The organism is Streptomyces sp. NPDC048483 (genome assembly GCF_040651455.1).
In the GTDB taxonomy this organism is placed as follows: domain Bacteria; phylum Actinomycetota; class Actinomycetes; order Streptomycetales; family Streptomycetaceae; genus Streptomyces.
Genome location: NZ_JBEZJZ010000042.1, coordinates 38,356 through 62,702, shown reverse-complemented (window position 1 = coordinate 62,702; position 24,347 = coordinate 38,356). Strand labels below are relative to the sequence as shown.

The 24,347-nt window shown below is 69.5% G+C and carries 21 protein-coding genes; 16 read left to right on the top strand and 5 right to left on the bottom strand.

All coding sequences use genetic code 11. From position 1 onward, the window contains the following. Positions 1-351: hypothetical protein (locus AB0D04_RS21810; protein WP_362705698.1), on the bottom strand; the 351-nt coding region annotated here is incomplete at its 3' end. 154 nt (positions 352-505) lie between these two features. Here AB0D04_RS21810 and AB0D04_RS21805 point away from each other — a divergent pair. Genes AB0D04_RS21805 through AB0D04_RS21795 form a run of 3 tightly spaced genes read left to right on the top strand, consistent with a single transcriptional unit; the run spans position 506 to position 2,831 of the window. After that, a complete protein-coding gene (locus AB0D04_RS21805) occupies positions 506-1,333 on the top strand; it encodes a helix-turn-helix transcriptional regulator (RefSeq protein ID WP_362705696.1) in 828 nt (275 codons plus the stop codon). Further along, positions 1,330-1,617 (top strand): DUF397 domain-containing protein, encoded by a 288-nt coding sequence (locus AB0D04_RS21800; RefSeq protein ID WP_362705694.1) that lies wholly within the window; start codon positions 1,330-1,332, stop codon positions 1,615-1,617. Before AB0D04_RS21805 ends, AB0D04_RS21800 begins: the two co-directional genes overlap by 4 nt. Before the next feature lie 8 nt (positions 1,618-1,625). After that, on the top strand, positions 1,626-2,831 hold the full coding sequence (locus tag AB0D04_RS21795; RefSeq protein WP_362705692.1) for a M20 family metallopeptidase: 1,206 nt from the start codon (positions 1,626-1,628) through the stop codon (positions 2,829-2,831). A gap of 9 nt (positions 2,832-2,840) precedes the next feature. Here AB0D04_RS21795 and AB0D04_RS21790 read toward each other — a convergent pair whose 3' ends face one another. Continuing rightward, positions 2,841-3,440, bottom strand: a complete 600-nt coding sequence (locus AB0D04_RS21790; RefSeq protein ID WP_362705690.1) for a hypothetical protein — start codon at positions 3,438-3,440, stop codon at positions 2,841-2,843. Between the two features lie 84 nt (positions 3,441-3,524). Further along, entirely contained in the window at positions 3,525-4,118 is a 594-nt protein-coding gene (locus AB0D04_RS21785) for a hypothetical protein (protein WP_362705688.1), read from the bottom strand. Between the two features lie 246 nt (positions 4,119-4,364). Between AB0D04_RS21785 and AB0D04_RS21780 the strand changes: the two genes are divergently transcribed. Continuing rightward, entirely contained in the window at positions 4,365-6,374 is a 2,010-nt protein-coding gene (locus AB0D04_RS21780; protein ID WP_362705685.1) for a glycoside hydrolase, read from the top strand. Here AB0D04_RS21780 and AB0D04_RS21775 read toward each other — a convergent pair. Beyond that, positions 6,364-6,816, bottom strand: a complete 453-nt coding sequence (locus AB0D04_RS21775; RefSeq protein WP_362705682.1) for a hypothetical protein — start codon at positions 6,814-6,816, stop codon at positions 6,364-6,366. The genes AB0D04_RS21780 and AB0D04_RS21775 overlap by 11 nt on opposite strands. 197 nt (positions 6,817-7,013) lie before the next feature. Here AB0D04_RS21775 and AB0D04_RS21770 point away from each other — a divergent pair, with 197 nt between their 5' ends. The 6 genes from AB0D04_RS21770 to AB0D04_RS21745 all read left to right on the top strand — a co-directional run bounded on the left by AB0D04_RS21770 (position 7,014) and on the right by AB0D04_RS21745 (position 13,212). Next, positions 7,014-8,288, top strand: a complete 1,275-nt coding sequence (locus tag AB0D04_RS21770) for an FAD-dependent oxidoreductase (RefSeq protein ID WP_362705680.1) — start codon at positions 7,014-7,016, stop codon at positions 8,286-8,288. Positions 8,289-8,290: 2 nt separating this feature from the next. Beyond that, positions 8,291-10,918 (top strand): nitrite reductase large subunit NirB, encoded by a 2,628-nt coding sequence (nirB, locus tag AB0D04_RS21765; RefSeq protein WP_362705679.1) that lies wholly within the window; start codon positions 8,291-8,293, stop codon positions 10,916-10,918. Next, positions 10,918-11,283, top strand: a complete 366-nt coding sequence (gene nirD / locus AB0D04_RS21760; protein WP_362705676.1) for a nitrite reductase small subunit NirD — start codon at positions 10,918-10,920, stop codon at positions 11,281-11,283. Before nirB ends, nirD begins: the two co-directional genes overlap by 1 nt. A 94-nt stretch (positions 11,284-11,377) precedes the next feature. After that, entirely contained in the window at positions 11,378-11,836 is a 459-nt protein-coding gene (locus tag AB0D04_RS21755; protein WP_362705673.1) for an SRPBCC family protein, read from the top strand. Next, entirely contained in the window at positions 11,833-12,171 is a 339-nt protein-coding gene (locus tag AB0D04_RS21750) for a metalloregulator ArsR/SmtB family transcription factor (RefSeq protein WP_362705671.1), read from the top strand. Before AB0D04_RS21755 ends, AB0D04_RS21750 begins: the two co-directional genes overlap by 4 nt. A 93-nt stretch (positions 12,172-12,264) precedes the next feature. Next, positions 12,265-13,212, top strand: a complete 948-nt coding sequence (locus AB0D04_RS21745; RefSeq protein WP_362705669.1) for an oxidoreductase — start codon at positions 12,265-12,267, stop codon at positions 13,210-13,212. Between the two features lie 112 nt (positions 13,213-13,324). On the opposite strand, the gene AB0D04_RS21740 is transcribed toward AB0D04_RS21745, so the two are convergent. Continuing rightward, positions 13,325-13,549, bottom strand: coding sequence for a hypothetical protein (locus AB0D04_RS21740; protein WP_362705666.1), 225 nt, complete (start codon positions 13,547-13,549; stop codon positions 13,325-13,327). 238 nt (positions 13,550-13,787) lie between these two features. Between AB0D04_RS21740 and AB0D04_RS21735 the strand changes: the two genes are divergently transcribed. From AB0D04_RS21735 to AB0D04_RS21710, 6 genes are all read left to right on the top strand, one after another. Next, positions 13,788-15,710: an APC family permease gene (locus AB0D04_RS21735; protein ID WP_362705664.1), complete on the top strand. Its 1,923-nt coding sequence runs from the start codon at positions 13,788-13,790 to the stop codon at positions 15,708-15,710. A 142-nt stretch (positions 15,711-15,852) separates the two neighbouring features. Next, positions 15,853-16,698, top strand: a complete 846-nt coding sequence (locus AB0D04_RS21730) for a maleylpyruvate isomerase family mycothiol-dependent enzyme (RefSeq protein WP_362705661.1) — start codon at positions 15,853-15,855, stop codon at positions 16,696-16,698. Between the two features lie 323 nt (positions 16,699-17,021). Further along, a complete protein-coding gene (locus AB0D04_RS21725; RefSeq protein WP_362705658.1) occupies positions 17,022-17,324 on the top strand; it encodes a hypothetical protein in 303 nt (100 codons plus the stop codon). A 365-nt stretch (positions 17,325-17,689) separates the two neighbouring features. Continuing rightward, complete coding sequence (locus tag AB0D04_RS21720; protein WP_362705655.1) at positions 17,690-18,172, top strand: hypothetical protein; 483 nt, start codon at positions 17,690-17,692, stop codon at positions 18,170-18,172. 143 nt (positions 18,173-18,315) lie between these two features. Further along, complete coding sequence (locus AB0D04_RS21715) at positions 18,316-23,508, top strand: toxin glutamine deamidase domain-containing protein (RefSeq protein ID WP_362705653.1); 5,193 nt, start codon at positions 18,316-18,318, stop codon at positions 23,506-23,508. Further along, positions 23,505-24,224 (top strand): hypothetical protein, encoded by a 720-nt coding sequence (locus AB0D04_RS21710; RefSeq protein WP_362705650.1) that lies wholly within the window; start codon positions 23,505-23,507, stop codon positions 24,222-24,224. Before AB0D04_RS21715 ends, AB0D04_RS21710 begins: the two co-directional genes overlap by 4 nt. The last annotated feature ends 123 nt before the right edge of the window (positions 24,225-24,347 follow it).

Genomic DNA, 24,347 nt, shown 5'->3' with positions numbered 1-24,347 from the left:
CGCCGCCCGCCAGACGGGCACCGCACTGGGCATCGCCGTACTGGGCTCGCTCCTCAGCGCCCGCGCCGCGGCCGGGGTGGCGGCCGACATCAAGACGCCCCGGCTCTCCGCGACCCGGTGCGTTGCGGTGAGCGCCTCGGTCAACTCAACTGCCAGGAGCTGGAGTTCGCCGGACGTCCACTTCCGCTCCCGCAGGAAGCGCCGCGCCTCGTCGAGGAGTTCGGCGGCCAGGCCGAGCTGCACCGCTTCGACGTCGTCGGCGAGACGGGATACGAGGCCGGTCCCGTCGCCTACGAGAAAGCAGGGTTTGCCGTCGGGGCTCGCCCATGGCAGTAGTCGTGCGGGGGTCACGTTGCCAACTCCTTGGGTTGGGTCACCGGATGTAGCCATTCGGTCACGCGGACAACGCAACGGGCAATAGAATGGGGCCGCTTGAACCGGCAGTGCTCAAGTCAGCGACCTGCCGCGTTGTCGGCGCGCACTTACATGAAGAGAGGTCATAGCGTTGGACGAGACGACCCCGTCCGAGCACTTGAATCCGCTCCAGCGCTTCGGTCGAGACGTCAGACAGGTACGGCTCGCCCGCAAGATCACGCAGAAGCACTTGGGCACGGCCACGGGCTACTCCGAGGGGTACGTCTGCAAGGTCGAGTCCGGATCGCTGCACAGGCCCAGCGAGAAGTTCGCCAAGGGCTGCGACACCGCGTTCGGGACTGGCGAGTTATTCGCAGGGATGCTGCGGAGGATTGATGAGGGGGAACACCCGAGTTGGTTCGTCCCGTACCTCAATCTGGAGCGGAAGGCGTCGCGGGTCCTGAAGTACGAGACGAACCTCGTGACAGGCATAGTCCAGACGGAGGACTACGCTCGGGCCGTCTGCCGCGTATCCAACCCTCGGGCAAGTGCGGAGGCAATCGAAGACAAAGTTGCCGCGCGGCGACGACGGCGCGAGGTGTTCGAGGGCAACGGTTCCTCGCGCCTGTGGGTCATCCTTCATGAGGCGTGTCTGCGAACCGTCGTCAGTAACACCGAGGTCATGGCAGGGCAGTTCGACTACCTGCTGACGGTAGCCGCTTCTCCACGCGCCGAACTCCAAGTCACGCCGTTCTCCACGGGTGTTCCGGCCACGTCCACTATGCCCTTCACTGTGTTGCGCTTCACGGACTCCCGCACGGTGCTGTACACGGAGACCCGGGTAGGAGGAAGGATGCACGACTCCGAACAAACGGTCGACGCCGCCCTCGACGACTATGATCTGCTGAGGGCACATGCGTTGTCGCCGGATGAATCACTGACCCTGATCAAAACTCTGCTGAAGGAGTGTCGACCATGAGCCCCGACTTGGATCTCACCGCCACCAAGTGGATCAAGTCGTCGTACAGTGACGCCAACGGCGGGGAATGCATCGAGTTCTCCCGCACCTTCGCCTGGGTCAAGTCCTCCTACAGCGAGGGCAACGGCGGGGACTGCATCGAATTCTCCCGCGCCCTCACCCACCCCCACGGCCTCGTCCCCGTCCGCGACAGCAAGAATCCGGACGGCCCGGCGCTGATCTTCCCCGCGTCGGGCTGGTCCTCGTTCGTCGCCGCCGTCAAGAATGGGCAGCTCCCCACGTAAGGAGCCCCATGAACCTCCGCGACGACGCCCGTGCCCTCTCCGACGACCTCGTACGGCTGCGCCGCGCGTTGCACCGCACCCCCGAGCTGGGCCTGGATCTGCCCCGTACCCAGGAGGCGGTGCTGGCCGAGCTGGACGGGCTGCCGCTGGAGGTGAGCACCGGGGACGGGCTCAGTTCGGTGACGGCGGTGCTACGGGGCGGCCGACCGGGACCGACGGTCCTCCTGCGCGGGGACATGGACGCGCTGCCGGTCGCCGAGCGCACCGGGCTGGACTTCGCCGCCGACAACGGGCGGATGCACGCCTGTGGGCATGACCTGCACACCACCATGCTCACCGGCGCCGCCAAACTGCTCTCGGCGCACCGCGACCGGCTGGCGGGCGATGTGCTGTTCATGTTCCAGCCGGGCGAGGAGGGCTTCGACGGCGCGCGGCACATGCTGGCCGAGGGGCTGCTGGACGCGGCCGGGGAGCGGCCGGTCGCGGCGTATGCGATCCATGTGCTGTCGGCGGGGCTGCCCAGCGGCGTCTTCCGCACCCGCGGCGGCACGGCGATGGCCGCGTCCAATGTGCTGCGGGTGACGGTTCGCGGCGAGGGCGGGCACGGCTCGATGCCGTACCGCGCCAAGGATCCGGTGCAGGCGGCGTGTGCGATGGTGACGGCGCTTCAGGCGTGGATCACCCGTACCTTCGATGTCTTTGACCCGGTGGTCCTGACGGTGGGTACCTTCCACGCCGGGACGCAGACCAACGTCATCCCGGAGACCGCGGAGTTCCAGGCGACCGTACGCAGCTTCTCGCCCACCGCCCAGGCGCGGGTCAAGGACGGCACGGTGGAGGTGTGCCGGGGCATTGCGGCGGCGTACGGGGTGGGCGTGGAGGCGGAGTTCACGGCGCTATATCCGGTGACCGTCAACGATGACGGCGAGGCGGCCTTCGTGGCGGACGCGGTCCGCGAGGCGCTGGGCGAGGAGCGGTTTGCGCCGCAGCAGCAGCCACTGCCGGGCTCCGAGGACTTCTCCCGGGTGCTGGCCGAGGTCCCCGGCGCGATGATCTTCCTCGGTGCGCCGCCGGCCGGCGCCGACCACGAGCGCAGCCCCAACAACCACTCCCCGCTCGCCGAGTTCGACGATGCGGTGCTGGCGGACGGAACGGCGGCGTACGCGGAGCTGGCGGCGCGGCGGCTGGCCGCCACTCCTACGGCCTCTGCGTGACCGTGGCCCTCAGTACTTGAGGCCGACGACGCCCCACCCGCGCCGGTCGGCCTCGCCGACGACTTCGCCCCAGGCGCGCAGGAGCGACGCAAAGGCGGCGTGGTCCGGGATCCAGTGTCCCGGGCCGCGCGCCGCATGGGTGTCGAAGGGCTCGCGCAGCCCGTTCAGGAGCGGCTCGGCGCGGGCCCACAGGGCGGCCAGAGCGGGGATGTCGGCCGGCGGGCGGCAGAGCAGCAGCTCCGATTGCCAGGCGCCGGTGCTCGAGGAGTGGTCTTCCTCTTCGTCCTCTTCGGGACCCCAGCTCCAGACGCCCACCCCGGCGAGGAAGCCGTCCAGTGCGCGGCGCAGTTCCGGTTCGGCGTGTTCCCGTGCGTCGTCCCAGGCGTCGCCCGCCCAGAAGTGGGGCTTGTACGAGCCGAGGGTGTTCCGGAACTCGTAGATACCCCACCAGGGGTGGTCGTCGGACGGAGGCCAGAACCAGCCCGCGTCGATGGCCGCCTCGTACGAGTCCTCGTACGACTCCTCGTGCAGCCGGTCCAGCCGCTCGTCGGCCGGGATCTCCTCCAGGCGATGCCAGTCGACCGTCATGACCGTGATGTCCAGCCCCATGGGAACAAACCAACGGTTGCTACTGATCGGGGTGGGGACGCCGGCCGGATTGTTTCCCGTGAGCGGCGTCCCCGTCCCTGTCGTTTAGTAGACCGAGGCCTTTACCTCGCAGAGGGCTACCTCGGAGGCCCGGTTGATGGCACCCATTTCGATGGTCTTGGTCGCAGTCTCGCCTGCCGAGGCCGCGACGAAACCCTTGTCGGTCTCGATCTCCTCACCGGTCTGGGAAACAATCCTGACCTTGATGGTGAGGGGCAGATCGGCGCCACTACTGTCGGTGTTGTCCACGAAGACGGTCGTGGAGACGGGATCCGCGCACTTGAGGACCTTGACCCTCTTGTCGTTGGAGGTCCAGCGGGCGCCGCTTGGCGACTTCCCTGAGGCGGCGGCCGAGGCGGTGGGGGCGGCCGAGGCAGCGGGGGTCGCCGAGGCAGTGGAGCCGGTGCCCGGTGACGAAGGGGCGGAGCTTGCGCCCGAGGAGGCGGTGGCGGAGGGCGACGGAGCGGAGCTCTCGCCGCCAGGGGCCTTGTCCTGGCCCTTGTCCTGGCCCTTGTGCTGCGCGCCGGCGTCGTTGTCACCGGCGGAGCCGTTGTCGTTGCAGCCGGTGAGAGCGAGCAACGCCGCGCTTACGGCGGCGGCCAACTGAATTCCGCGCAGGCGGGAATGACGGGTCGTCATAGAAAATTCCCCCGAATAGATCTTGCTGAACCTGCGACACCTTAGCGGAGGGAAAGAAGGCTATAGAAGGCGCCCCGGCCTGCTCGCCGACTGCCGACGGTTCTGCCTGAAACACCCTTTACAGGCGGCCTGAGCGTGATCTCCGCTGCGTCCTCATTTCACACGGCGGTGCTCCGTCACTCCGTAACTCGGCTTCTTGGAAGGTCTTCTTAGAAGGTTCTTAGCCCCGGTCACTATCCAGGACGCATGACATCCAAGATCCCCCGAGCCACCACCCGGGCCGCGACCCGAGCGATCGCCGCCTCCCTCGCGCTGACCGCCACCGCTCTCGGCGTCACCGGCTGCGACAGCGCCGCCGCCGGAACGGCCCTCAAGGGCGGACGCCTCGAGATTCCCGTCGCCGGCGGCACCGCGGTCGTCGACACCACCTCCCTGGCGGTGACCGCGCGCACCGGTGACGGGCGGCGGCTGGTGCTGTCGGAGGCGGCCGGGGGCGGGCTCGGAAAGCCGGGGCCCGTGACACGTACGGACGAGGGGGCGCGCTGGAGCTACCCCGCCAAGGGGCTGAAGGTGACGGCCCGTTCGGAGCGGGGGCGGCTGCGGATCAGTCTGCGATCGGACCGCGACGGGTCCGTCAGCTGGCCGGTGACCGGCACCGATCCCGCCGCCTCCGCCGTGCAGCTGCCGCGCGGCGAGGGCCTGGACATCCCCGTACGGGACGCCTTCTGGAACGGGGAGAAGGGCGGGCTGGCGGGCAGCACGGCCGATGTGGGCGGCGATCTGGCCCTGCCTCTGTGGGGGTACTCGATGAAGGGGGGAGCCGGCCAAGAGGGCCATGGGGGCCATGGGGTGAGCTATCTGGCCCCGACCGACATCGGCACATCGCTCCGCTTCGCCTCCAGCGGGGGCCGCCTCCGTGCCACCGCCGCGCATGCCTTCTCCGCCGGCGAGGGCACCCGCGACTACGACATCACCTTCGCCCTCACCGACGGCAACCCTGTCGCCCCGGCCGCCGACTACCGCTCGTACCTCTCCCAGCACGGCCAACTCGGCAGCCTCCGCGAGAAGATCCGGCAGAACCCGGCCAACGGCAAGCTGCTCGGCGCCTTCCACGCGTATGTGTGGGGCGAGGGCCGTACCGCCTCCGGGGTCGAGCGGCTCAAGAAGCTGGGTGTGGACCGGATGTGGCTCGGTTACGACGCGGGGCCGGACGGGATGGACGCCAAGGCCGTCGGGGCGGCCAAGAAGGCGGGCTATCTGGTCGGGCCGTACGACTCGTTCGCCAATGGTCAGGATCCCAAGTCCGCCGACAGTCCCAATGCCAAGTGGCCGGGCCGGGTCTATCCCGACTTTTGTATACGGAAGGCGGACGGTACGGCGGAGACCGGGTTCGGGGGCCGCGGCTGCTATCTCAGCTCGCGGGCCTTTGAGAAGGCCGAGCCGGGCAAGCACTATCTGGCCGACCGCACCCACACGATGGTCGCCAACGGCGCTGACAGCTACTTCCTGGACGTGGACGCGACCGGGGAGGCGTTCCGCGATCACGGCAAGGGCCATGAGATGACCAAGGCGGGGGACCGGAAATACCGGCTCGACCGGATGCGGCGGCTGGCGCGGGATCTCGTCCTGGGCTCGGAGTCCGCGCAGGCGTGGGCCCACCAGGTCCTGGCCTTCAACCACGGCTCGGGCACACCGGTCGCCGACGGGCTGTGGAAGCTGGAGCGGGACAAGGAGAAATGGGGCGGGTGGGCTCCGCAGAAGGCGCCGAAGAATTTCTTCCAGCCGGTGCAGCTGCCGGATGACCTGGCCACGGCCATGTACGACCCGAAGTACCGCGTTCCGCTGTATGAGACCGCGCTGCACGGTTCGCTGGTCAATGCGGAGCGCTGGGAGCTGTCGTACGACAAGCTGCCACGGCAGAAGACCACCCGCGCGTTGCTGGCGATGCTCTACAACACTCCGCTCAATTACGTCCTGGACGGGCCGACGATCAAGCAGCACGGCCCCGAACTCGCCGCGCTGCAGAAGTACTTCTCGCCGCTGCACCGCGCCGCGGGTACCGAGCGGATGACGTCCTTCCGGTGGCTGACGGGCGACCGCACCGTCCAGCGCACGGTCTTCGGTGACGGCGCGCTGACCGTCACCGCCAACTTCGGGACCCGGCCGCATGACGGGCTGCCGGGCGGCTGCGTGGACGCCAAGCTGCAATCGGATGCGCAGCCGCGGCGGCTGTGCCCGGCGCGGCTCAGCGGCTGAGCCGGACCTCTCGCCGGGCCAGCCACAGCCCCCGGCCGGCGGCCCACAGCGCCAGTCCGGCCAGCACCGGGCCACCGGCCATTGCCATCAGTCCGGCGCCGATGTTGGCACCGACCACCCCTGCGGTCAGTACGCGTACGCCGTAGCCGGCCAGCAGCCCGGCGATGATCAGCGGGGTCAGCACCTGCCACCAGTGGCGCGCGAAGGTCCCGCGGCGCGTGGCGCGGGCCAGCAGGGCCGCGGCCCCGCCCGCGAGCAGCAGGGCGGCCACGCCGAGGGCGGTGTCCAGGCCGGGGGGAAGGTCCAGTGGCTCGACGGCGTGGTCCAGCTGCGCCGGTGGGAGGCCCGAGTAATCGTCCTGGCCCAGCAGGCCCCAGGTGGCGACCGGCACGGCGGTGACCAGTACGGCGGCGGATAACGCGGGAACTCTGTGCGTACTCATGCGTACAGAGTGGACGCACGGAGCCTCGCCCTCCTGAGTACGCGTACTCATAGGCGCTCACGTTTCGATGACTCCTGCATGACGCTCCGATCACGGCGTCCCCTCACACGGCGGCCGCCCCGCCGCTGAGGGCAGCGTTCCGCCAAGGAAACAGAAGAGATGCGGGCGGGTAACAGCCGGGCCGCAGGCTGACGGGCATGACCTCGATAACGCGTGTGGTGGTGATCGGCGGCGGGATGGCCGGCGCCCGGCTCGCCCGGCAGCTGACGGCCGGGCCGGCCGGCGCGGACCCCGTCGACGTCACCGTCATCGGTGAGGAGGCGGACCGGCCCTACAACCGGGTGCTGCTCGCCGAGGTCCTCACCGGCCGGTATGCGCCGGAGGTCATCGCGCTGCCCTCGCCGGGTGACACGGTGGACTGGCGCGGCGGAGTGCGCGCCGTACGCCTCGACCGGGCCACCCGCCGGGTCCAGTGCGACGACGGCCGGGAGATCCCGTACGACGCCCTTGTCCTGGCCACCGGCGCCAACCCCGTCCTGCCGCCGCTGCGCGGCCTCTTCGCCCCGGAGGGACACGATCTCCCCGACGGCGTCCACTCCTTCCGCACCATGGACGACTGCCGGGCGCTGGCCGACGCGGCGAGCCCCGGCACACCGGCGGTGGTGATCGGCGGCGGGCTGCTCGGCGTCTCGGCGGCCCGTGCGCTGGCGGGGCGCGGCGCCCAGGTGGTGCTTGCGCACCAGGGCGAGCACCTCATGGAGCGGCATCTCGATGCGGACGCGGCGGCGCTGCTGCGCGAGCATCTGACCGCGCTGGGCATCGAGGTGCACACCGAGTGCCGCGTACGGGGTATCGAGACCACGGCGGCAGAGAAGCGGACGGGGTCACGGGCCGTACGGGCCGTGGAGCTCGCTGACGGGTACCGCCTCGACGCCGAGCTGGTCGTCCTGGCCTGCGGCGTCCGGCCGCGGACGGGGCTGGCCCGCGCGGCCGGCCTGGACGTCGGACGGGGCATCCGCGTCGATGATGCGCTGCGGACCAGCGATCCGCGGATCTTCGCCATCGGCGACTGCGCCGAGCACAACAGCACGGTGTACGGCCTGGCGGGCGCCGCCCAGGAGCAGGCCGATGCGCTGGCCCGCGTCCTGACCGGGCCCCGCCCCGCCACCCCGTACCTGGGAACGCGCGTCCTGACCCGGCTGACCCTCGCCGCTCACCAGACCCCCACCACCCCCTTCGACCTGGCCGCCTTCGGCGAGACCACCCCGGCTCCCGGGGACGACGTCATCCACCTCACCGACGCCACCCGCGGCGCGTACCGCAAGGTCGTGGTCCGCGAGAACCGGCTGGTCGGCGGCATCCTCCTCGGCGATCTCGGCACTGTCGGCGCGCTCGCCCGTACCTGGGAGGGCGACGAACCACTCCCCGCAGCCCCGCTGCTCCACCTGCTCACCACCGACGGAGGCTTCTGATCATGGCCGCAGCCGCCAACCCCACCGACACCGCCCGCCCCACCATCGTGCTCATCGGACACGGCATGGTCGGCCAGCGCTTCCTGGAGGAGCTCGCCGACCGGGGCGTCACCGAGCGGGCCCGGGTGGTGGTGCTCTGCGAGGAGCCCCGCCCCGCCTACGACCGCGTCCAGCTCACCTCGTACTTCGCCGGCCGCACCGCGGACGACCTGAGCCTGACCGCCCCGGACTTCATGGACCGGCACGGCATCGAACTGCACCTGGGCGACCCGGCCACGGCCGTCGACCGCGCCACCCGCACGGTCACCGCCCGCTCCGGCCTGACGCTCACCTACGACACCCTGGTGCTGGCCACCGGCTCGTACCCCTTCGTACCGCCGGTGCCCGGCAAGGACAGCGCGGGCTGCTTCGTCTACCGCACCATCGAGGATCTGCTCGCCATCGAGGAGTACGCCAAGAACGCCGCCACCGGTGTGGTCGTCGGCGGCGGACTGCTCGGCCTGGAGGCGGCCGGCGCCCTCAAGGGCCTCGGACTGCGCACCCACATCGTGGAGTTCAACGCCCGGCTGATGGCCCTCCAGGTGGACGAGGGCGGCGGCAGCGCGCTGCGCCGTACCGTCGAGGAGATGGGCCTGGAGGTGCACACCGGCGTCGGCGGCAAGGAGATCGTGACGGACTCGGTGGGCGCGGTGGCGGCCATGGACCTGTCCGACGGCTCCCGTATCGACACCGACCTCGTCATCTTCTCCGCCGGTGTCCGCCCCCGCGACCAGCTCGCCCGCGACTGCGGCCTGTCCGTCGGCGAGCGCGGCGGCATCGTCATCGACGAGCAGTGCGTGACCAGCGACCCCGCCGTCTACGCGATCGGCGAGTGCGCGCTGGCGAGCGACGGCCGGGTCTACGGCCTGGTGGCGCCCGGCTACGACATGGCCCGTACGGTCGCCGACACCATCGCCGGGCAGGCAAGCAGCTTCACCGGCGCCGATCTCTCCACCAAGCTCAAGCTGCTCGGTGTGGACGTGGCCTCTTTCGGCGACGCCCACAGCGCCACCGAAGGCTGCCTGGACGTCGTCTACGCCGACTCCCGCAGCGGCGTCTACAAGAAGCTGGTGATCGGGCAGGAGGGCGAGCTGCTGGGCGGTGTCCTGGTCGGCGACGCCGAGGCATACGGCATGCTGCGCCCGCTGACCGGCAGCATCCCGCCGGTCGCGCCCGAGCAGCTGGTGCTGCCCGCCGGAGCCGGCGCACCGGTGGCCCTCGGCCCGTCCGCCCTCCCCGACGACGCGGTGATCTGCAACTGCCACAACGTCACCAAGGGCGCGATCCGCGGCGCGGTCACCGAGCACTCCTGCGGCACCGTGCCCGAGGTCAAGAAGTGCACCAAGGCCGGTACCGGATGCGGCAGTTGCGTCAAGGCACTCACCACCCTCGTCAACGACGAGCTGGAGGCGAGCGGCGTCAGCATCGACAAGGGCCTGTGCGGCTGCTTCCCGCACACCCGCGCCGAGCTCTACGAGATCGTCCGCACGCTGCGGCTGACCTCGTACGAGGCGTTGCTGGCCTCGCACGGCCGCCCGGAGGCGCGCAACGGCGACGGCTGCGAGATCTGCAAGCCCACCATCGGCTCCATCATCGCCTCCCTCGCACCGTCCGTCGGCGCCGACGGCTACATCCTGGACGGCGAACAGGCCGCCCTCCAGGACACCAACGACCACTTCCTCGCCAACCTCCAGCGCAACGGCTCGTACTCGATCGTGCCGCGCATCCCCGGCGGCGAGATCACCCCTGAGAAGCTGATCGTGATCGGCGAGGTGGCCCGCGACTTCGGCCTCTACACCAAGATCACCGGCGGTCAGCGGATCGACCTCTTCGGCGCCCGCGTCGACCAACTGCCGCAGGTCTGGGCCCGGTTGGTGGACGCCGGCTTCGAGTCGGGCCACGCCTACGGCAAGGCGCTGCGCACCGTGAAGTCCTGCGTCGGCCAGACCTGGTGCCGCTACGGCGTCCAGGACTCGGTCCGGATGGCCATCGACCTGGAGCTGCGCTACCGGGGCCTGCGCTCGCCGCACAAGCTCAAGTCCGCGGTCTCCGGCTGCGCGCGGGAGTGTGCGGAGGCGCGCGGCAAGGACTTCGGCGTCATCGCCACCTCCAACGGCTGGAACCTGTACGTGGGCGGCAACGGCGGCGCGGACCCGCGGCATGCGGATCTGCTGGCCCAGGACCTGAGCGACGCGGAACTGATCCGTCTGATCGACCGCTTCCTGATGTTCTACATCCGCACCGCCGACCGCCTGGAGCGGACCTCCGCGTGGCTGGAGCGGATCGAGGGCGGCCTGGACCACGTACGCGAGGTCGTCGTCCATGACTCGCTGGGGCTGTGCGACGAGCTGGAGGCGCTGATGGCCGAGCACGTCACGCACTACCGCGACGAGTGGGCCGAGACCCTCAACGACCCCGAGCGCCTGGCCCGCTTCGTCTCCTTCGTCAACGCGCCGGACGCCCCGGACCCGTCGGTCCAGTTCGTGCCGGAGCGCGACCAGGTCAAGCCGGACCTGACGCTGCTGGCCGGGCCGACCCTGCCCGTACGCACCCTGGACTCCGCCCGCCCCCTGGAAGGGACCTCTGTCTGATGACCACCGCTGTCGCCACCGCTACCGTCACCGTCGAGATCCACGGCCCCGACGGCTGGCTCGCCGTCTGCGCCCTGGACGATCTGATCCCCGGACGCGGCGTCGCCGCCCTCCTCCCCGACGGCACCCAGGTCGCCCTCTTCGTCGACCGCGGCGGCCGCGCGTACGCCATCGGCAACCGCGACCCGTTCACCGGCGCCCAGGTCCTCTCCCGCGGTCTGACGGGCTCCGTCGCGGACCGCCCGTTCGTGGCATCGCCGCTGCTCAAGCAGCGTTTCGATCTCGCTACGGGGGACTGCCTGGACGACCCGTCGGTGTCCGTACCGGCGTACCGGGTGCGGACGCAGGGCGGCGACGGCGCCTGATTGATTGCGCAACCCTTTGGTTGCACCTCCCGCCGTAACGTGCAACCATCGAGTAGCACATAAGCGATGTCATGACACGGCGGGAGGCCATCCCATGACCAACAAGGACCGCATCGAGCGGGAGATCACCATCGCGGCGCCCGTGGAGCGCGGCTGGGCGGTGCTGACCGAGCCGGAGCACGTCGGCTCGTGGTTCGGGCAGGGCGAGCCGACCCCGGTCGATCTGCGACCGGGCGGCATCATGCACCTCGATCACGGCGAGTACGGCCAGTTCCCGACAGTGATCGTGAAGGTGGACCCGCCGCACCACTTCTCGTACCGATGGGCCAGCGCGCACCCCGGCGAGGTGGCGACCGAGCGCAACTCCACCCTCGTCGAGTTCACCCTCACCCCGGAAGGCAACGGCACCCGGCTGCGCGTGACGGAGACCGGCTTCGCCGGCCTCCACATCCCCGAGGAGCGCACCAAGACCGCCTCGTACGAGAGCCACTCCGAGGGCTGGTCCGGGCAGGTCGAGAACATCAAGCGGTACGCGGAGCGGCTCGCGGCATGACGCAGCGGCCCGACGCACCCGCAGACACCGTGGCGGAGGTGCTGTCCGCGCTGGCGGACCCGACCCGTCGGCGGATACTCGACGCCCTCGCGGACCGCGGCGAGGCGACCGCCACGGCCCTGGCGGCGGAACTGCCGGTCAGCCGCCAGGCCATCGTCAAACACCTGGGCATCCTCGACCGGGCCGGCCTCGTCGCCGGCCACCGGGAGGGCCGCGAGTCCCGCTACCGGGTCATACCGGAGCGGCTGGGGGTCACCGCCCGGTGGATGGACCGGGTCGCCGCCGACTGGGACGCCCGGCTGACGGCCATCAAGCACCTGGCGGAAGGGGATTGACCGGCGGCCGGCCGGCGGCGGGCGGCCCCCGACCGGCCGGAGGCGCGTGACCCCTGAGGCGTACGCTGGTGCTCCCCTACCGAGGAGTACGGCGTGACCCGGTGGAACACCAGCCACATCCCCGACCAGACCGGCCGCTCGGTCGTCGTCACGGGCGCCAACAGCGGCATCGGCTATGTCACCGCCCGCGAACTGGCGCGGCGCGGCGCCCGTGTGGTGCTGGCGTGCCGCAACGAGGCGCGCGGTGTTGCCGCGCTGGACCGTCTGCGCACCGAAGTCCCCACCGCGGAGGCCGAGTTCCGCCCCCTCGACCTGGCCGACCTCTCCTCCGTACGGGACTTCGCGGCCGGCCTGGACACCTTCGACGGCGAGCGCCTCGACCTGCTCATCAACAACGCGGGCGTGATGGCGCTGCCGTACCGCACGACCGCCGACGGCTTCGAGATGCAGTTCGGGACCAACCACCTCGGCCACTTCGCGCTGACCGGCCTGCTGCTGCCCAAGCTCCTCGCCACCCCGGGCGCGCGCGTCGTCACCGTCTCCAGCATGCTGCACGCCCTGTCAGACATCGACTTCTCCGACCTCAACAGCGAGCGCACCTACCGGCGTTGGGTCGCCTACGCCCGCTCCAAGAGCGCCAACCTCCTCTTCACCCGCGAGCTGTCCCGCCGCCTGGCGGCGGCCGGCTCGCAGGTCGTCGCGGCCGCGTCGCACCCCGGCTATGCCGCCACCAATCTCCAGACGGCGGGCGCCCGTATGGAGGGCCGCTCCTCCGCCGAGCGGGTCATCGATCTGGGCAACCGCCTGATCGCCCAGCCCGCGGACGGCGGCGCCCTGGGCACGCTCTGCGCGGCCACCGCCCCGCACATGCGGCCGGACTCCTTTGTCGGGCCGAGGAGCGGGCTGCGGGGCGCGCCGGCGCCGTCCTTCCGGGCGCCGTGGACGAAGAAGGATGCGGTGGGTGAGCGGCTGTGGGCCGTCTCCGAGGAGTGCACGGGGGTGCGGTACGAGTTCGGGGGGCGGGAGTCGGCCGTCCGGTAGGTCGGTGCTCCGGTAGGTCAGACCCGGCAGTCGGCCGTCCGGTAGGTCGGCCCATCGGCAGGTCGGCCCACCGGTAGGTCGGTGCTCCGGCGGTCGGCCCACCGGTGGTACGTCAGTCCTCCCCCGGCCGCGGTGCCGTCCCGTCGCTGTGGCGGACGAGGACGAGCAGATCCGTACGGACCCGACGGGTACGCAGCAGGCCGCGGGAGGTCAGCAGGTGCCCGGCGGCCGTCAACCGTGGCGGGCAGAGGGCCGCGAGGAGCACCAGCGCGACGGCCGTCCAGCACAGCATGCGCGGCGGCGTGCGGGTGCCGTTGGCGAGGTCGACGAGCAGCATGCGGGCAAGCAGTCCGGCCGTACAGGAGAACGCGGCGCGCAGTTCTCCCGGCGCGTACCGCGGACCTGCCGCCGCTCGGTGCGCCCCCGCTTCCCCCCTCCTCCCGATCTCGCCGTCAAGAATTCGTCAGGAACGCCCCCTCGCCCGCCAAGGGGACGCCAGGGCGGCGAGCGGACCGCCTCCGTACCGCACACGCTGTGCTGGTCCCACCCAGTACCGCACGGAGGTACGACGAACGATGTCGATCGTGTCCGAGCCCGACGGCCGGCCCGAGGAACCGCCGGATACCGCCACCGAGGCCGCGACGCCGGGCGCGCCGCCCGAAGGGCAACCGGCCACCGCCACCACCGGCGCCGAGCCCGACGAGCGCCACCGGCTCACCGCCCTCCAGGGCCTGGCCGCCCTCTCCCTCGACGCGATGGCCTCCGTCGCGTACGGGCCCGAGGCGATCGTGCTGGTCCTGGCCGCGGCGGGCGGCTACGGCCTCGGCTTCACCCTCCCCGTCACCCTGGCCATCGCCGCCCTCCTCGCCGTACTGGTCGCCTCGTACCGCCAGGTGATCGCCGCCTTCCCCGACGGGGGCGGCTCCTACGCGGTCGCCAGGACCCACCTGGGCCGCCGCACCGCCCTGGTGGCGGCCGCCTCCCTGATCCTCGACTACGTCCTGAACGTCGCCGTATCGGTGACCGCGGGCGTGGCGGCGCTCACCTCCGCCTTCCCCGCCCTCTACGGCGACCGCCTGTGGATCTGCCTCGCCGTCCTGGTCCTGATCACCGCCGTCAACCTGCGCGGCATCGTCGACTCGGCGAAGGTGTTCATCGTCCCCACCGCGGTCTTCATCGCGTCCATCCTCACCATGGTGGCCGTCGGCCTCTTCCGGGACGCCCCGGCCTCCACGGTCACGGCCGACGGCCACGCCTCCGTCCTGGCCCACCACGCGACCTCCGTCGGCGCCCTGCTGCTCCTCAAGGCCTTCGCGTCCGGCTGCTCGGCGCTGACCGGCGTCGAGGCGGTCGCCAATGCCGTGCCGTCCTTCCGCGCCCCGGCCCCCCGGCGCGCCCAGCGCACCGAGGTCGCCCTCGGTGCCCTCCTCGGCGTCATGCTGATCGGCCTGTCCGTCCTCATCGGCCGCTTCCCTCTCCAGCCGGTCGAGGGCGTCACCGTCCTGGCCCAGCTGGCGGACGCGTCGCTCGGCCACAACTGGGCCTTCTATGTGGTCCAGTTCGCCACCATGGTGCTCCTGGCGCTGGCCGCGAACACCTCCTTCGGCGGCCTGCCCGTCCTCATGAGCCTGCTCGCCCGCGACAACTACCTCCCCCATGTCTTCGGCCTGAAGGCCGACCGCCAGGTCCACCGCCACGGCGTCCTGGCCCTCGCCGCCGTAGCGGCGGCCCTCCTCGTCTTCTCCGGCGGCGACGTCAACACCCTCGTCCCCCTCTTCGCCATCGGGGTCTTCGTCGGCTTCACCATCTGCCAGGTGGGCATGGTCCGCCACTGGCGCCGCGAGCGTTCCCCCGGCCGGCGGGCCAAGGCCGCCCTGAACGGCTTCGGCGCTCTGCTCACCGGCGTCTCGGCCGTCATCGTGACGGCCACCAAGTTCACCGAGGGCGCCTGGCTGATCGTCATCGCCCTCCCCCTCCTGGTCCTCGCCTTCGAGGCCGTCCACCGCGCCTACGCCCGGATCGGCGAACGCCTGGCCCTGGGCCGCGTCCCCGAACCGCCCCGCGCTGCCCACTCCCTCGTCATCGTCCCCGTGTCCCACCTCTCCCTCCTCACCTCCGAGGCCCTGAACGCGGCGGTGTCCCTGGGCGACGAGGTGGTCGCGGTCACCGTCACGCACCCCGCCCCCGAGGACCGCCCCGCCGCCGAGGCCCTGCGCCGCGACTGGGAACTGTGGAACCCCGGCGTGGACCTCCTCGAACTCCCCTCCCCCACCCGCTCCATCGGCCGCCCCATAGCCGACTACGTACGCGACCTGACCACCCATCGGCCCGCCACCCGCGTCACCGTCCTCATCCCCGAGGCCGAACCCGCCCACCTGTGGCAGCGCCTGCTGCAGAACCAGCGCGGGGCGGTCGTGGCGCATGCGGTCCGCCGCGACACGGATGCGGCCATCTGCCGACTGCGGTTCCGGCTCGAGGCGGCTTCTCGGGGGAGGTGACACGCCGGGGGGGCGGGCCGGGGGGACGGGCCGGGGGGGGACGGGCCGGGGGGACGGGCCGGGGGGCGGGCGGGCCGGCGGGCGGGCCGGCGGGCCGAGGCGTGACGACCCATTGTCAGTGGGTCCCTTTACCGTGAGGAACATGACTCTCACGCTGAGCTACGACGACCACTGCACCGAAATCGCCCACCAGGCCAATCTGCTGGCCTCCACCCTCACCCTCACCCACACCACGGGGCCGGTCAGGGGCACGGAGCCTGCCGGTGGCACCGACCTCTCCGCCTCCGTCCCCTCCTGCCCCGACTGGAACCTCGCCCAGTTGCTACGGCATCTGGGCGAGGTCCACCGCTGGGTCGAGGAGATCGTGCGGACCAGGGCCACCCAACCCCCGCCCGACACCGCGCTCCGCGTCCTCCCCCGCGACACCACCGACACCCCGGCCGCACTTGCCACCTGGCTCACCGCAGGCGCCCAACAGCTCGCCGACACCCTCCGCACCGCAGGCCCCGACACCCAGATCTGGACGCCCCTCCCCTCCTCCTCCGGCACCACCCGCTTCTTCGCGCGCCGCATGGCCCACGAGACCGTCATCCACCGGGCCGACGCCACCCTCACCCTCGACACGGACTTCGCCATCACCCCGCGCGTCGCCCTCGACGCCCTCGACGAATGGATGGAACTCGGCTCCCTCCCCGAAATGTTCGACTACCACCCCGAACGCCGCGACCTCCTCGGCCCCGGGCGCACCCTCCACTTCCACGCCACCGACACCCCACCCGAAGCCACCGCCAACTGGCTCGTCGACCTCACCGGCGACACCCTCAGCTGGCGCCACTCCACCGAACCGGCCGCGGTCTCGGTCAGCGCTCCCCTGACCGACCTCCTGCTGCTGATCTATGGCCGGCAGGCCGCCGACACCGGCACGTTCGAGATCCAAGGGAATGCGGAACTGCTGGACTTCTGGCTTGCGGAGGTCAATTTCGCGTGAGGCGGCGAGAGATCCGTGTGACGGGCGGGAAGGCAGCCGTCCATTCGGGGAGGGGCCCTGCGCCATACGATGTGCTGGGGGGAGCCTTCTGTCCGGTCAGCACCATGGGGCAGGATGCAAGGGGTGAGTGACCACCGACGCAGTACGGAAAACTCCGGCAGGAGTGGCGGTACGCATCGCAAACCGACACCCCCCTGAGCAGGGTCTCCATCCCGCGCTGGGCGTCGCCAACGCTCCGGCAGTACCGCAACACATCCCCAGTGAACGCCATACGGCCTGACGCATCAGCAGCTTCACGCCGCAGCAGCATGAAGAAGGGTCCGATGACACAGCCCGAATTCGTCCCTGTACCGGCCAGCGCCGAGGAAGCACTGGCGGTTGCTCGCACCCGCTTCCAGCCGCTCTGGGAAGACGGCTCCCCTGCGCCCCTCCACGTCGAAGAATTCGACATCGGCTACCTCATCTACGCCGAATTCCCCCCAGTGGAAGACCCCTTCACAGAACTGAGCTACGGCGGCAGCAACCTGGTCATCGCCAAAGCTGACGGGGCCCTTTCCTACGTCCCCAATTTCCCTCCCGAGTCGGCAATCGAGCTCTACCGCACGCGGTACCGTCGCCACACCTGAGCAGCGCCAACTGCGCGATGAGCGGAAGGACGGACCACACGGCTCCTGGCCGGGCACGAGCAGGCAAGATCACGGAGAGCGAGGCGGGCCGTCGTCAGACGCCCCGCGTCCGGCCATGAACTCGCCGGTGGTCACCTCGCATCGTCGGCTTCCCCGCGGGCAGGCGGCCCACCGCTCAGCAGCGCCCCGGCATGCCTCCATCGGACGCCGGCATCAGAACGGCGGAAGGCGAGCGTGTTGCCCGCAGCGGTACCTGCCGAGCTGTCAGCACCCTCCACTATGCTCACCCGCGAGAGCTAATGATGGAGTGACCACGACCAACCTGGGGGGATGTTGTGGCAGGGGCAGGCGGCTTTCAGACCGATGTGGAGTCCTTGAAGTCCGAGGGCACCAACTTCGTCAAGCTGGGTGAGGACTACCACGAATCGCTGCGGCGCCTGATGCTCAGCCTGCACGCCCTGAACGCGGGTCCGTTGCCGTCCCGCGAACAGCAGATGCAGCAGAAGCAGGGTTCGGCTCCGCCGGAGAAGTCGTTCGGTGAGCAGCTCTGGAGTGGCATGACGACACTGGACAGCAAGGCCGACTCGCCGCCGTGGGGCGATGACGACCTCGGCGAGAAGTTCGGTGTCGTCTACGAGGGCCTGCGCGACGGCATGAACGAGTCCATGGGCCATATCGCGGCCAAGCTCGAGGAAATCGGCAAGGCGCTGACCTCCATGTCCAAGCACCATGGCGAGAACGAGGACTTCAACGACTCGCTGATGAAACAGCACGTCGCCGACCTGGAGGGCCCGAACGCTCCGAAGCAGGAGTTCCGCATGACGTCCCAGACCGTCCACAGGAACTGATCTCACCACCCAAGCTGAAGGGCGGGGAGGCCAGGAAGCCTCCTCTCGCCCCGCCGTATACCGCAGATCACCAAAGACATCACAGGCGTCACATCACAGCCGTCACGTGACGCTGTTACACGGGGGGCTTCACCTTGTCTGTCATGCTGCCGGATTCCCTTGAGTGGATCCTGGAGATGCTCGGCTTCAACTGGCCGACCGCAGACGAGGACAAACTCATCGAATGCGCCAACGCCTGGCGCCAGTTCGCCTCCGAGGTCGAGGGACACGAGTCCACCGGGGCCCGGATCGCCGGCAACGTCCTGGCCCAGAACGCCGGCGACTCCATCGAAGGCTTCAGCAAGACCTGGGAGAAGTTCTCCGGCGGGTCCGGCTACTTCGACGACGCCAAGCAGGCGGCCGAAGCGATTGCCTTCACCTTCGAGGCCGCCGCTGCCCTCGTCATCGGCATGAAGATCGCCGTCATCGTCCAACTGGCCATCCTCGCCGCCGAGATCATCGCCGCTCAGGTCGCCGCGCCCTTCACCCTGGGCCTGTCCGAAATAGGCGGCGCGGCCGCCACTCTCGCCACCCGCGAAGTCGTCCGCCGCCTCATCAAAGAAGCCGCCAAACAACTCCTCGACGCCGTCCTCGAGGTCATCAAGGAACCCTTCGTCTCCGCCCTGGAGGCCATCGCCTCCGACCTGATCGCCCAGACCGTCAACCAGAACTTCGGCGCCCAGAACGGCTACAGCCTCGGCCGCACCGCCAAGGCCGGCGCCGAGGCCTTCGGCGACGCCGTCAAAAACTCTGGTGAAACGCTCGGCGAATCCCTCCGCGACGGCGCCGGCCACCGCGCCGGCCACCGGGCCCGTGGTGGGCTCGACAGCGCAGCAGGCCGCGACCACGAAGACGGCGATTCCGGAAGCGACAGCGACAGCACCACCAACTCCGACAGCGGATCCGACACCAGCAACAGCAGGGACAACAGCAGCTCAGGCCGCGGCGACAATGACTCGGGGGGCACCTCCGAAACCAACTCGGGCAGCAACAGCAACAGCGGTTCCGACGGTTCCGGCAACACCTCCACCGACTCCGGCAACAACAACAGCAGTGCAGGAAGCGGCGACCGCAGCGGCTCGGACAACGGCGGCCCCGCCACCCACACCCCACGCGCCTCGGACAACGCAGGCACAACCGGCAGCAGCCCTAACACCCCCAACCAGCCCGACGCCCCGGAGTCCACGCACAACCGCCCCCCGGCCCAGCCCCTCCCGCCCCAGGACCAGCGCTCCCCCTTCGACGAGGGCTACCGGGGCAGCGACCACAACCCGTACGGTGCGTCCGGCTCCCCCGACGGAAGCCCCACCCCGGACCCGGCGCCGAACCCCGACTCCGGCCCCCCTCACGATTCGGGCGCCACGCCCGACTCGAACTCCACTCCCGAATCCGGTCCCACACCAGACCCCGCACGCCCGGATTCGGACCCGACGGGCACCCAGCCAACGCCTGACAACACCTCCGACGCCAACCGCCCTGACACGGACCGGATCAGCACCCAGCCGGCTCACGACAACACCCCGGACGCAGCCCGCCCCGACGCGGACGGGACCAGCACCCATCCCACACGGGACAACACTCCAGACACGGCCCGCCCGGACGCAGACCCGATCAGCACCCAGCCTGCACGGGACAACACCCCCGACTCCGCCCGCCCAGACTCGGACCCGATCAGCACCCAGCCGGCTCACGACAACACCCCGGACGCAGCCCGCCCTGCCCCCACCAGCCCCCAGCCCGCCCCGGAGCACCACTCCCCCACCCCGGACACACCTCAGTCGCCGCCCCCCTCACCGACCCCCGACCCGGTACCCCAGGCACCCGGCAACCCGCCCTCCCACGGCGACAACCCCAACGCCTCCCACGACAGCCCCGCCAACACCCCCGCCAACGGGGACAACTCCCAGACCGGCGGCGGCCGCCCCGCCATGCCGCACGTCAGCACCCCACCCCAGGGCGCCCCCGTACACCACACGCCATCAGCGGGCCAGCCCATCCAGCAACGCGACCCGGCCCCCGGCGACCCCATTCCCACCGTGGACGACTCCCACAACCCCACCCTCTCCACCGAATCCGCAGGCACGGCGACCCTCCCCCCACGCACCCAACACACCCCCGACTCCGCCCCCAACACACCCCAGCAGTCCCAGCCCGCCTCGCCCACCCCCGGCCCGATGATGGGCACCCCCGGCATCCCGCCCCAGGGCGGTCCCACCACCTCCACACCCCGTGGCGCCACCCCGACCACGAGCAATCCCGCGCAGCGCCCCAACCGCCGCCCCGACGGCTCCCAGCCGAACCGTGACGTCACCCAGCGCCCCACCCCGGACCGGCCCGCCTACGACCCCCGTCGCGACGGAGCACTCCCCAACCGGAACCGTCAGGGCCAACAGCAAACGCCTCGGGCCGAACGGCCGGCCCGGAACCAGCAGATCCCTCGACCGAACGAGCAGACTCCCCAGCGTCAGCAGATCGCGCAGCAACAGCGTCCCGGACAGGCCAAGGCCGCACGTCCGGACCAACAGCGCGGTCGGCCAGAAAATGTCCGCTCGAACGGCCCTCGGAACTCTCCGAACTTCGAGTACTCAGGCGCCGACCCACGGACGCAGAGCCCTGCCTCCGGGGAGAGAGGCCAGCAGCCCGATCAGTCCGGTCGCCGTGACCAGAACCCGGCCCAACGGCCCGACCCCGGCCACCCGGAGGGCCAGCGACAGCCGGAAGCTGGTCGATCCGTGCCTCACCAGGCCCAGCCGCCGGTGGTGGACAGGAACTCCGAACCGCAGGCACCGCGCAGCGACCGGGCAGAGGGTGCAGAGAGCCTGGGCAACATCCGGAACGACCTGAACCATCACCCTGCCGGTCTGCTTCAGCCCCACCCCAACGACCAGCAGTCGCTCGAGAATGCCCACCCGCGCAATCCCGACGGCACCCCCCAACGATTTGCCGATCCCTTCGATCCCTGGGGCCAACTCCAGAACGATGGCGGCTTCGGAATGCCAGGGAGGTCCAACAACTGTGCCGATTGCTCACGTTCCTTCCTGGAGACCTGGTACGGAAACCCCCAAGTCTCCGCACCGCGTACCCTGGACACCAACCCTGACGGCACACCCGCCCGCACAGGGGAGCGCGACTCCTTCAGGAACATGGAACGCTGGGCGGGAGCCCGGCATGCCAATGGCGGCACGGACATTCCCCGCGCCTACGACCGAGTCGCCCGGGATCTTCTCCGGGCTGGACACGGTTCCGCGGCGGTAGTGGGAGTCAGCTGGCCCAAGGGCGGCGGCCATGTGTTCAACGCCGTCAATCACCACGGCAAGATCATCTGGGTTGACAGCCAAAGCGGAGTGGTCAGCGAAACCCCGATCAACCTGAACGCCAAGCAAGTCGTCTACATCCCTCTGGATGCCGATCGTCAGCCGATCCACAAGAACCGGGCCCTACCCAAGCCCGCTGATGCGCGCGTCGACCAGCGGGACTCGTCCCCTCTCCCGAGCCAACGCGAAGCCACACCGGGCAACCCCGGTGCGGACGCCTCGCGTTACCTCGCCGACACGCTCCGCCATGAAAACCCGTTGAGATATGGCTCGCTGACACCCGAAACACCCAGCACCCGACCCCCCTCGCAGGCCCCGCACCACCAAAGCCCGGCCGCAGACCCAACGAGCAACCAACCCACCCACACGCCGGAAGCTGACGCTGCCGGCCCCGCGGCGGACCACGTCACCAACGAGAACACCGACCAGAACACCTCCGGCGCAGACCACCGCGACGAGGGCGACGCCACCCAGAGGCCGGACCAGGACACCCCCGCTCAGCACCCAGATCACCACCCGAGCACCGCACAGCACGAAGCTCCTACCCCCGCCTCCGACACCCGCCCCTACGACGTCGACCCAGGCGGCGTCCTGCGCCCGGACCCGGCCGACCAACAGGCCCTGGACAACAGCCTCCCGCGCAACCCCGACGGCACCCCTCAACGCCACCCAGACCCCAACGACGGCGACTGGCTCAACAACGTCAACGGCCGGAACCACAACGACCCCGGCCGCGCAAACAACTGCCCCGACGCCGCCCTCTCCCTCGTAGATACCTACTCCGGCCGCCCCACCGTCGCCGCACCCCGCACCCCCGACCTCAACCCCGACGGCACCCCCTCCGACCGCGGCGAAACCAACGGCCGCGACCGCATGGAGAACACCCTAGGCACGCGCTTCCGTGACTACGGCGACGGCCACGACGCCTACACCCGCCTCGAAAACACCCTCCGAAACGAAGGCCACGGCTCCCAGGCCGTCATCATCACCACCGACTCCGCAGGCCGCTCCCACGCCTGGAACGTCATCAACCACAACGGCAACATCACCTACGCCGACCCCCAAACCGGAGCCCGCAGCAACAAACCCCTCTACAACGGCGACCACGGCGTCCACGCCATCCCCCTCAGCCCCGACCGGCGACCCGCAGACGCCGAGCGCCGACCGTCCGCCAGCGGGAAGTCCACGCATAACCAGTCGGACCACGGCACCTCCACGAAACGCCCCGCACACGAGCCCTCAGCTACCCAGCGCCGCGCTCCCGAGGAACCTGCTGGCGCTCCAGGAGACACTCCTGAGCAACGCACGACCATCCCGGAACGTCGCAGTCAGGCCGAGGCCATACTTGGGCCAACAGCTTCGGAGGTGGTCGACCTGGACAACTGGCTAGAGTTCCATAAAGACAAGACGAATGAGCAATTCGAGCAGGATGTCTTGCATGAAATGCGTGAAGCCAAGCGACTCATAGAGGCATACCCAAACCACGTAATTCATGCAGCCCTGGAAACCGACGCCCCCCTGGGGCCAGACGGCAACCATCTATCAGAGTTTGACCTCGGGGTCGCACCACGCGGAAAACCGATATCCTTGCGAGTGGAAGTAACCTCCCTGGCTAAACTACTCAAAACAAAAGGTGATGTAACCGAAGCAATCAAACATGGCGCCGAGAAAATGGGGAAGCGTGAAAGAGCTGGCGCACCCATCCCGCGCCCATGCGAACTCAGCATTTATCTCAAACTTCACGTCTACCGAAAAACAAAGAAGGGGAACACCACAGAAGTACTTCCCGACGGAACTAAAAACATGACCATGAAGGACGGGAACCACACCCCCCACAGCCCTACAAACATATTTGACGAAATCAAGGAAAACCTGACCGCGATTAAAGACACCGACAAATTGGATCGGATAACCTTCGTGGATCCGGACACCGGAGTGATCGCAGAACTGGTACGAACCGAGAGCGGATGGACTCGAGCATGACAGCATATGCAGCAATGCGCGACTTCCCAGGATACTTCATCTCCCTGGAGAGGGAGTTTGACGAAATGCCAAGCCAGCTGAATCTCGCGAAAATCGCACTAGGATCCGTTTTCGATTTCTCGGCGGAATTCTGCGTACCACTAACCATGGAACTTTGGACGACATATTGGATGAACGATTTCGACCTGGCGATCGAAAAGCCTTCACGCGCACCAAAATACATGATGCTACGACAGCATGAAATTCCGACCGAGGTTGACTTTTCCCCTTGCTGGGTTGATGAGCAAGTGACCACCACCGACGAGATCAACGAGGCCACTTCGCACCAATTCACACAAGGAGCGCTACAAAGGCAGCCCAACGATCGACCGGAGTTGGAAATTGGCTGGCAGGAGATGCGATTCAGGTCAACAGCGGTGCGACTGCCCGACGACCCGGAGCTCACATACAAGGGCTCCGTCGGGCTGCGAGTCGGGACAGACATTGCACAACAACGCATCGAACAAAAAGAGAACGGATTCTGGATTTCTGGGCCTGCGGGCTCAGCAGTCATTCATCCACCGATTGAGATTCGGATCGGGAGAGACTCCCCTGAAACCCTAACGTTCGAGATCTCAATCTACTGGTCCACATGGGCGCCGAACGGCGCAGGCTACGAGAAAATCGTCAGCAGAGTAGACGCCTTGCTCGATAAAGGCTGGGTTAAATCGCCGTAGCGAGTCCGTCGGATCGGTTTCCGATTGTCCAGCACGCCACCTTGTACCGCATCACCCTTACCAACAAGGTAGGGCACTTGATGCACACAGTGCGGTTCTGGGTGCCCTCGACCCCGTAGAAGG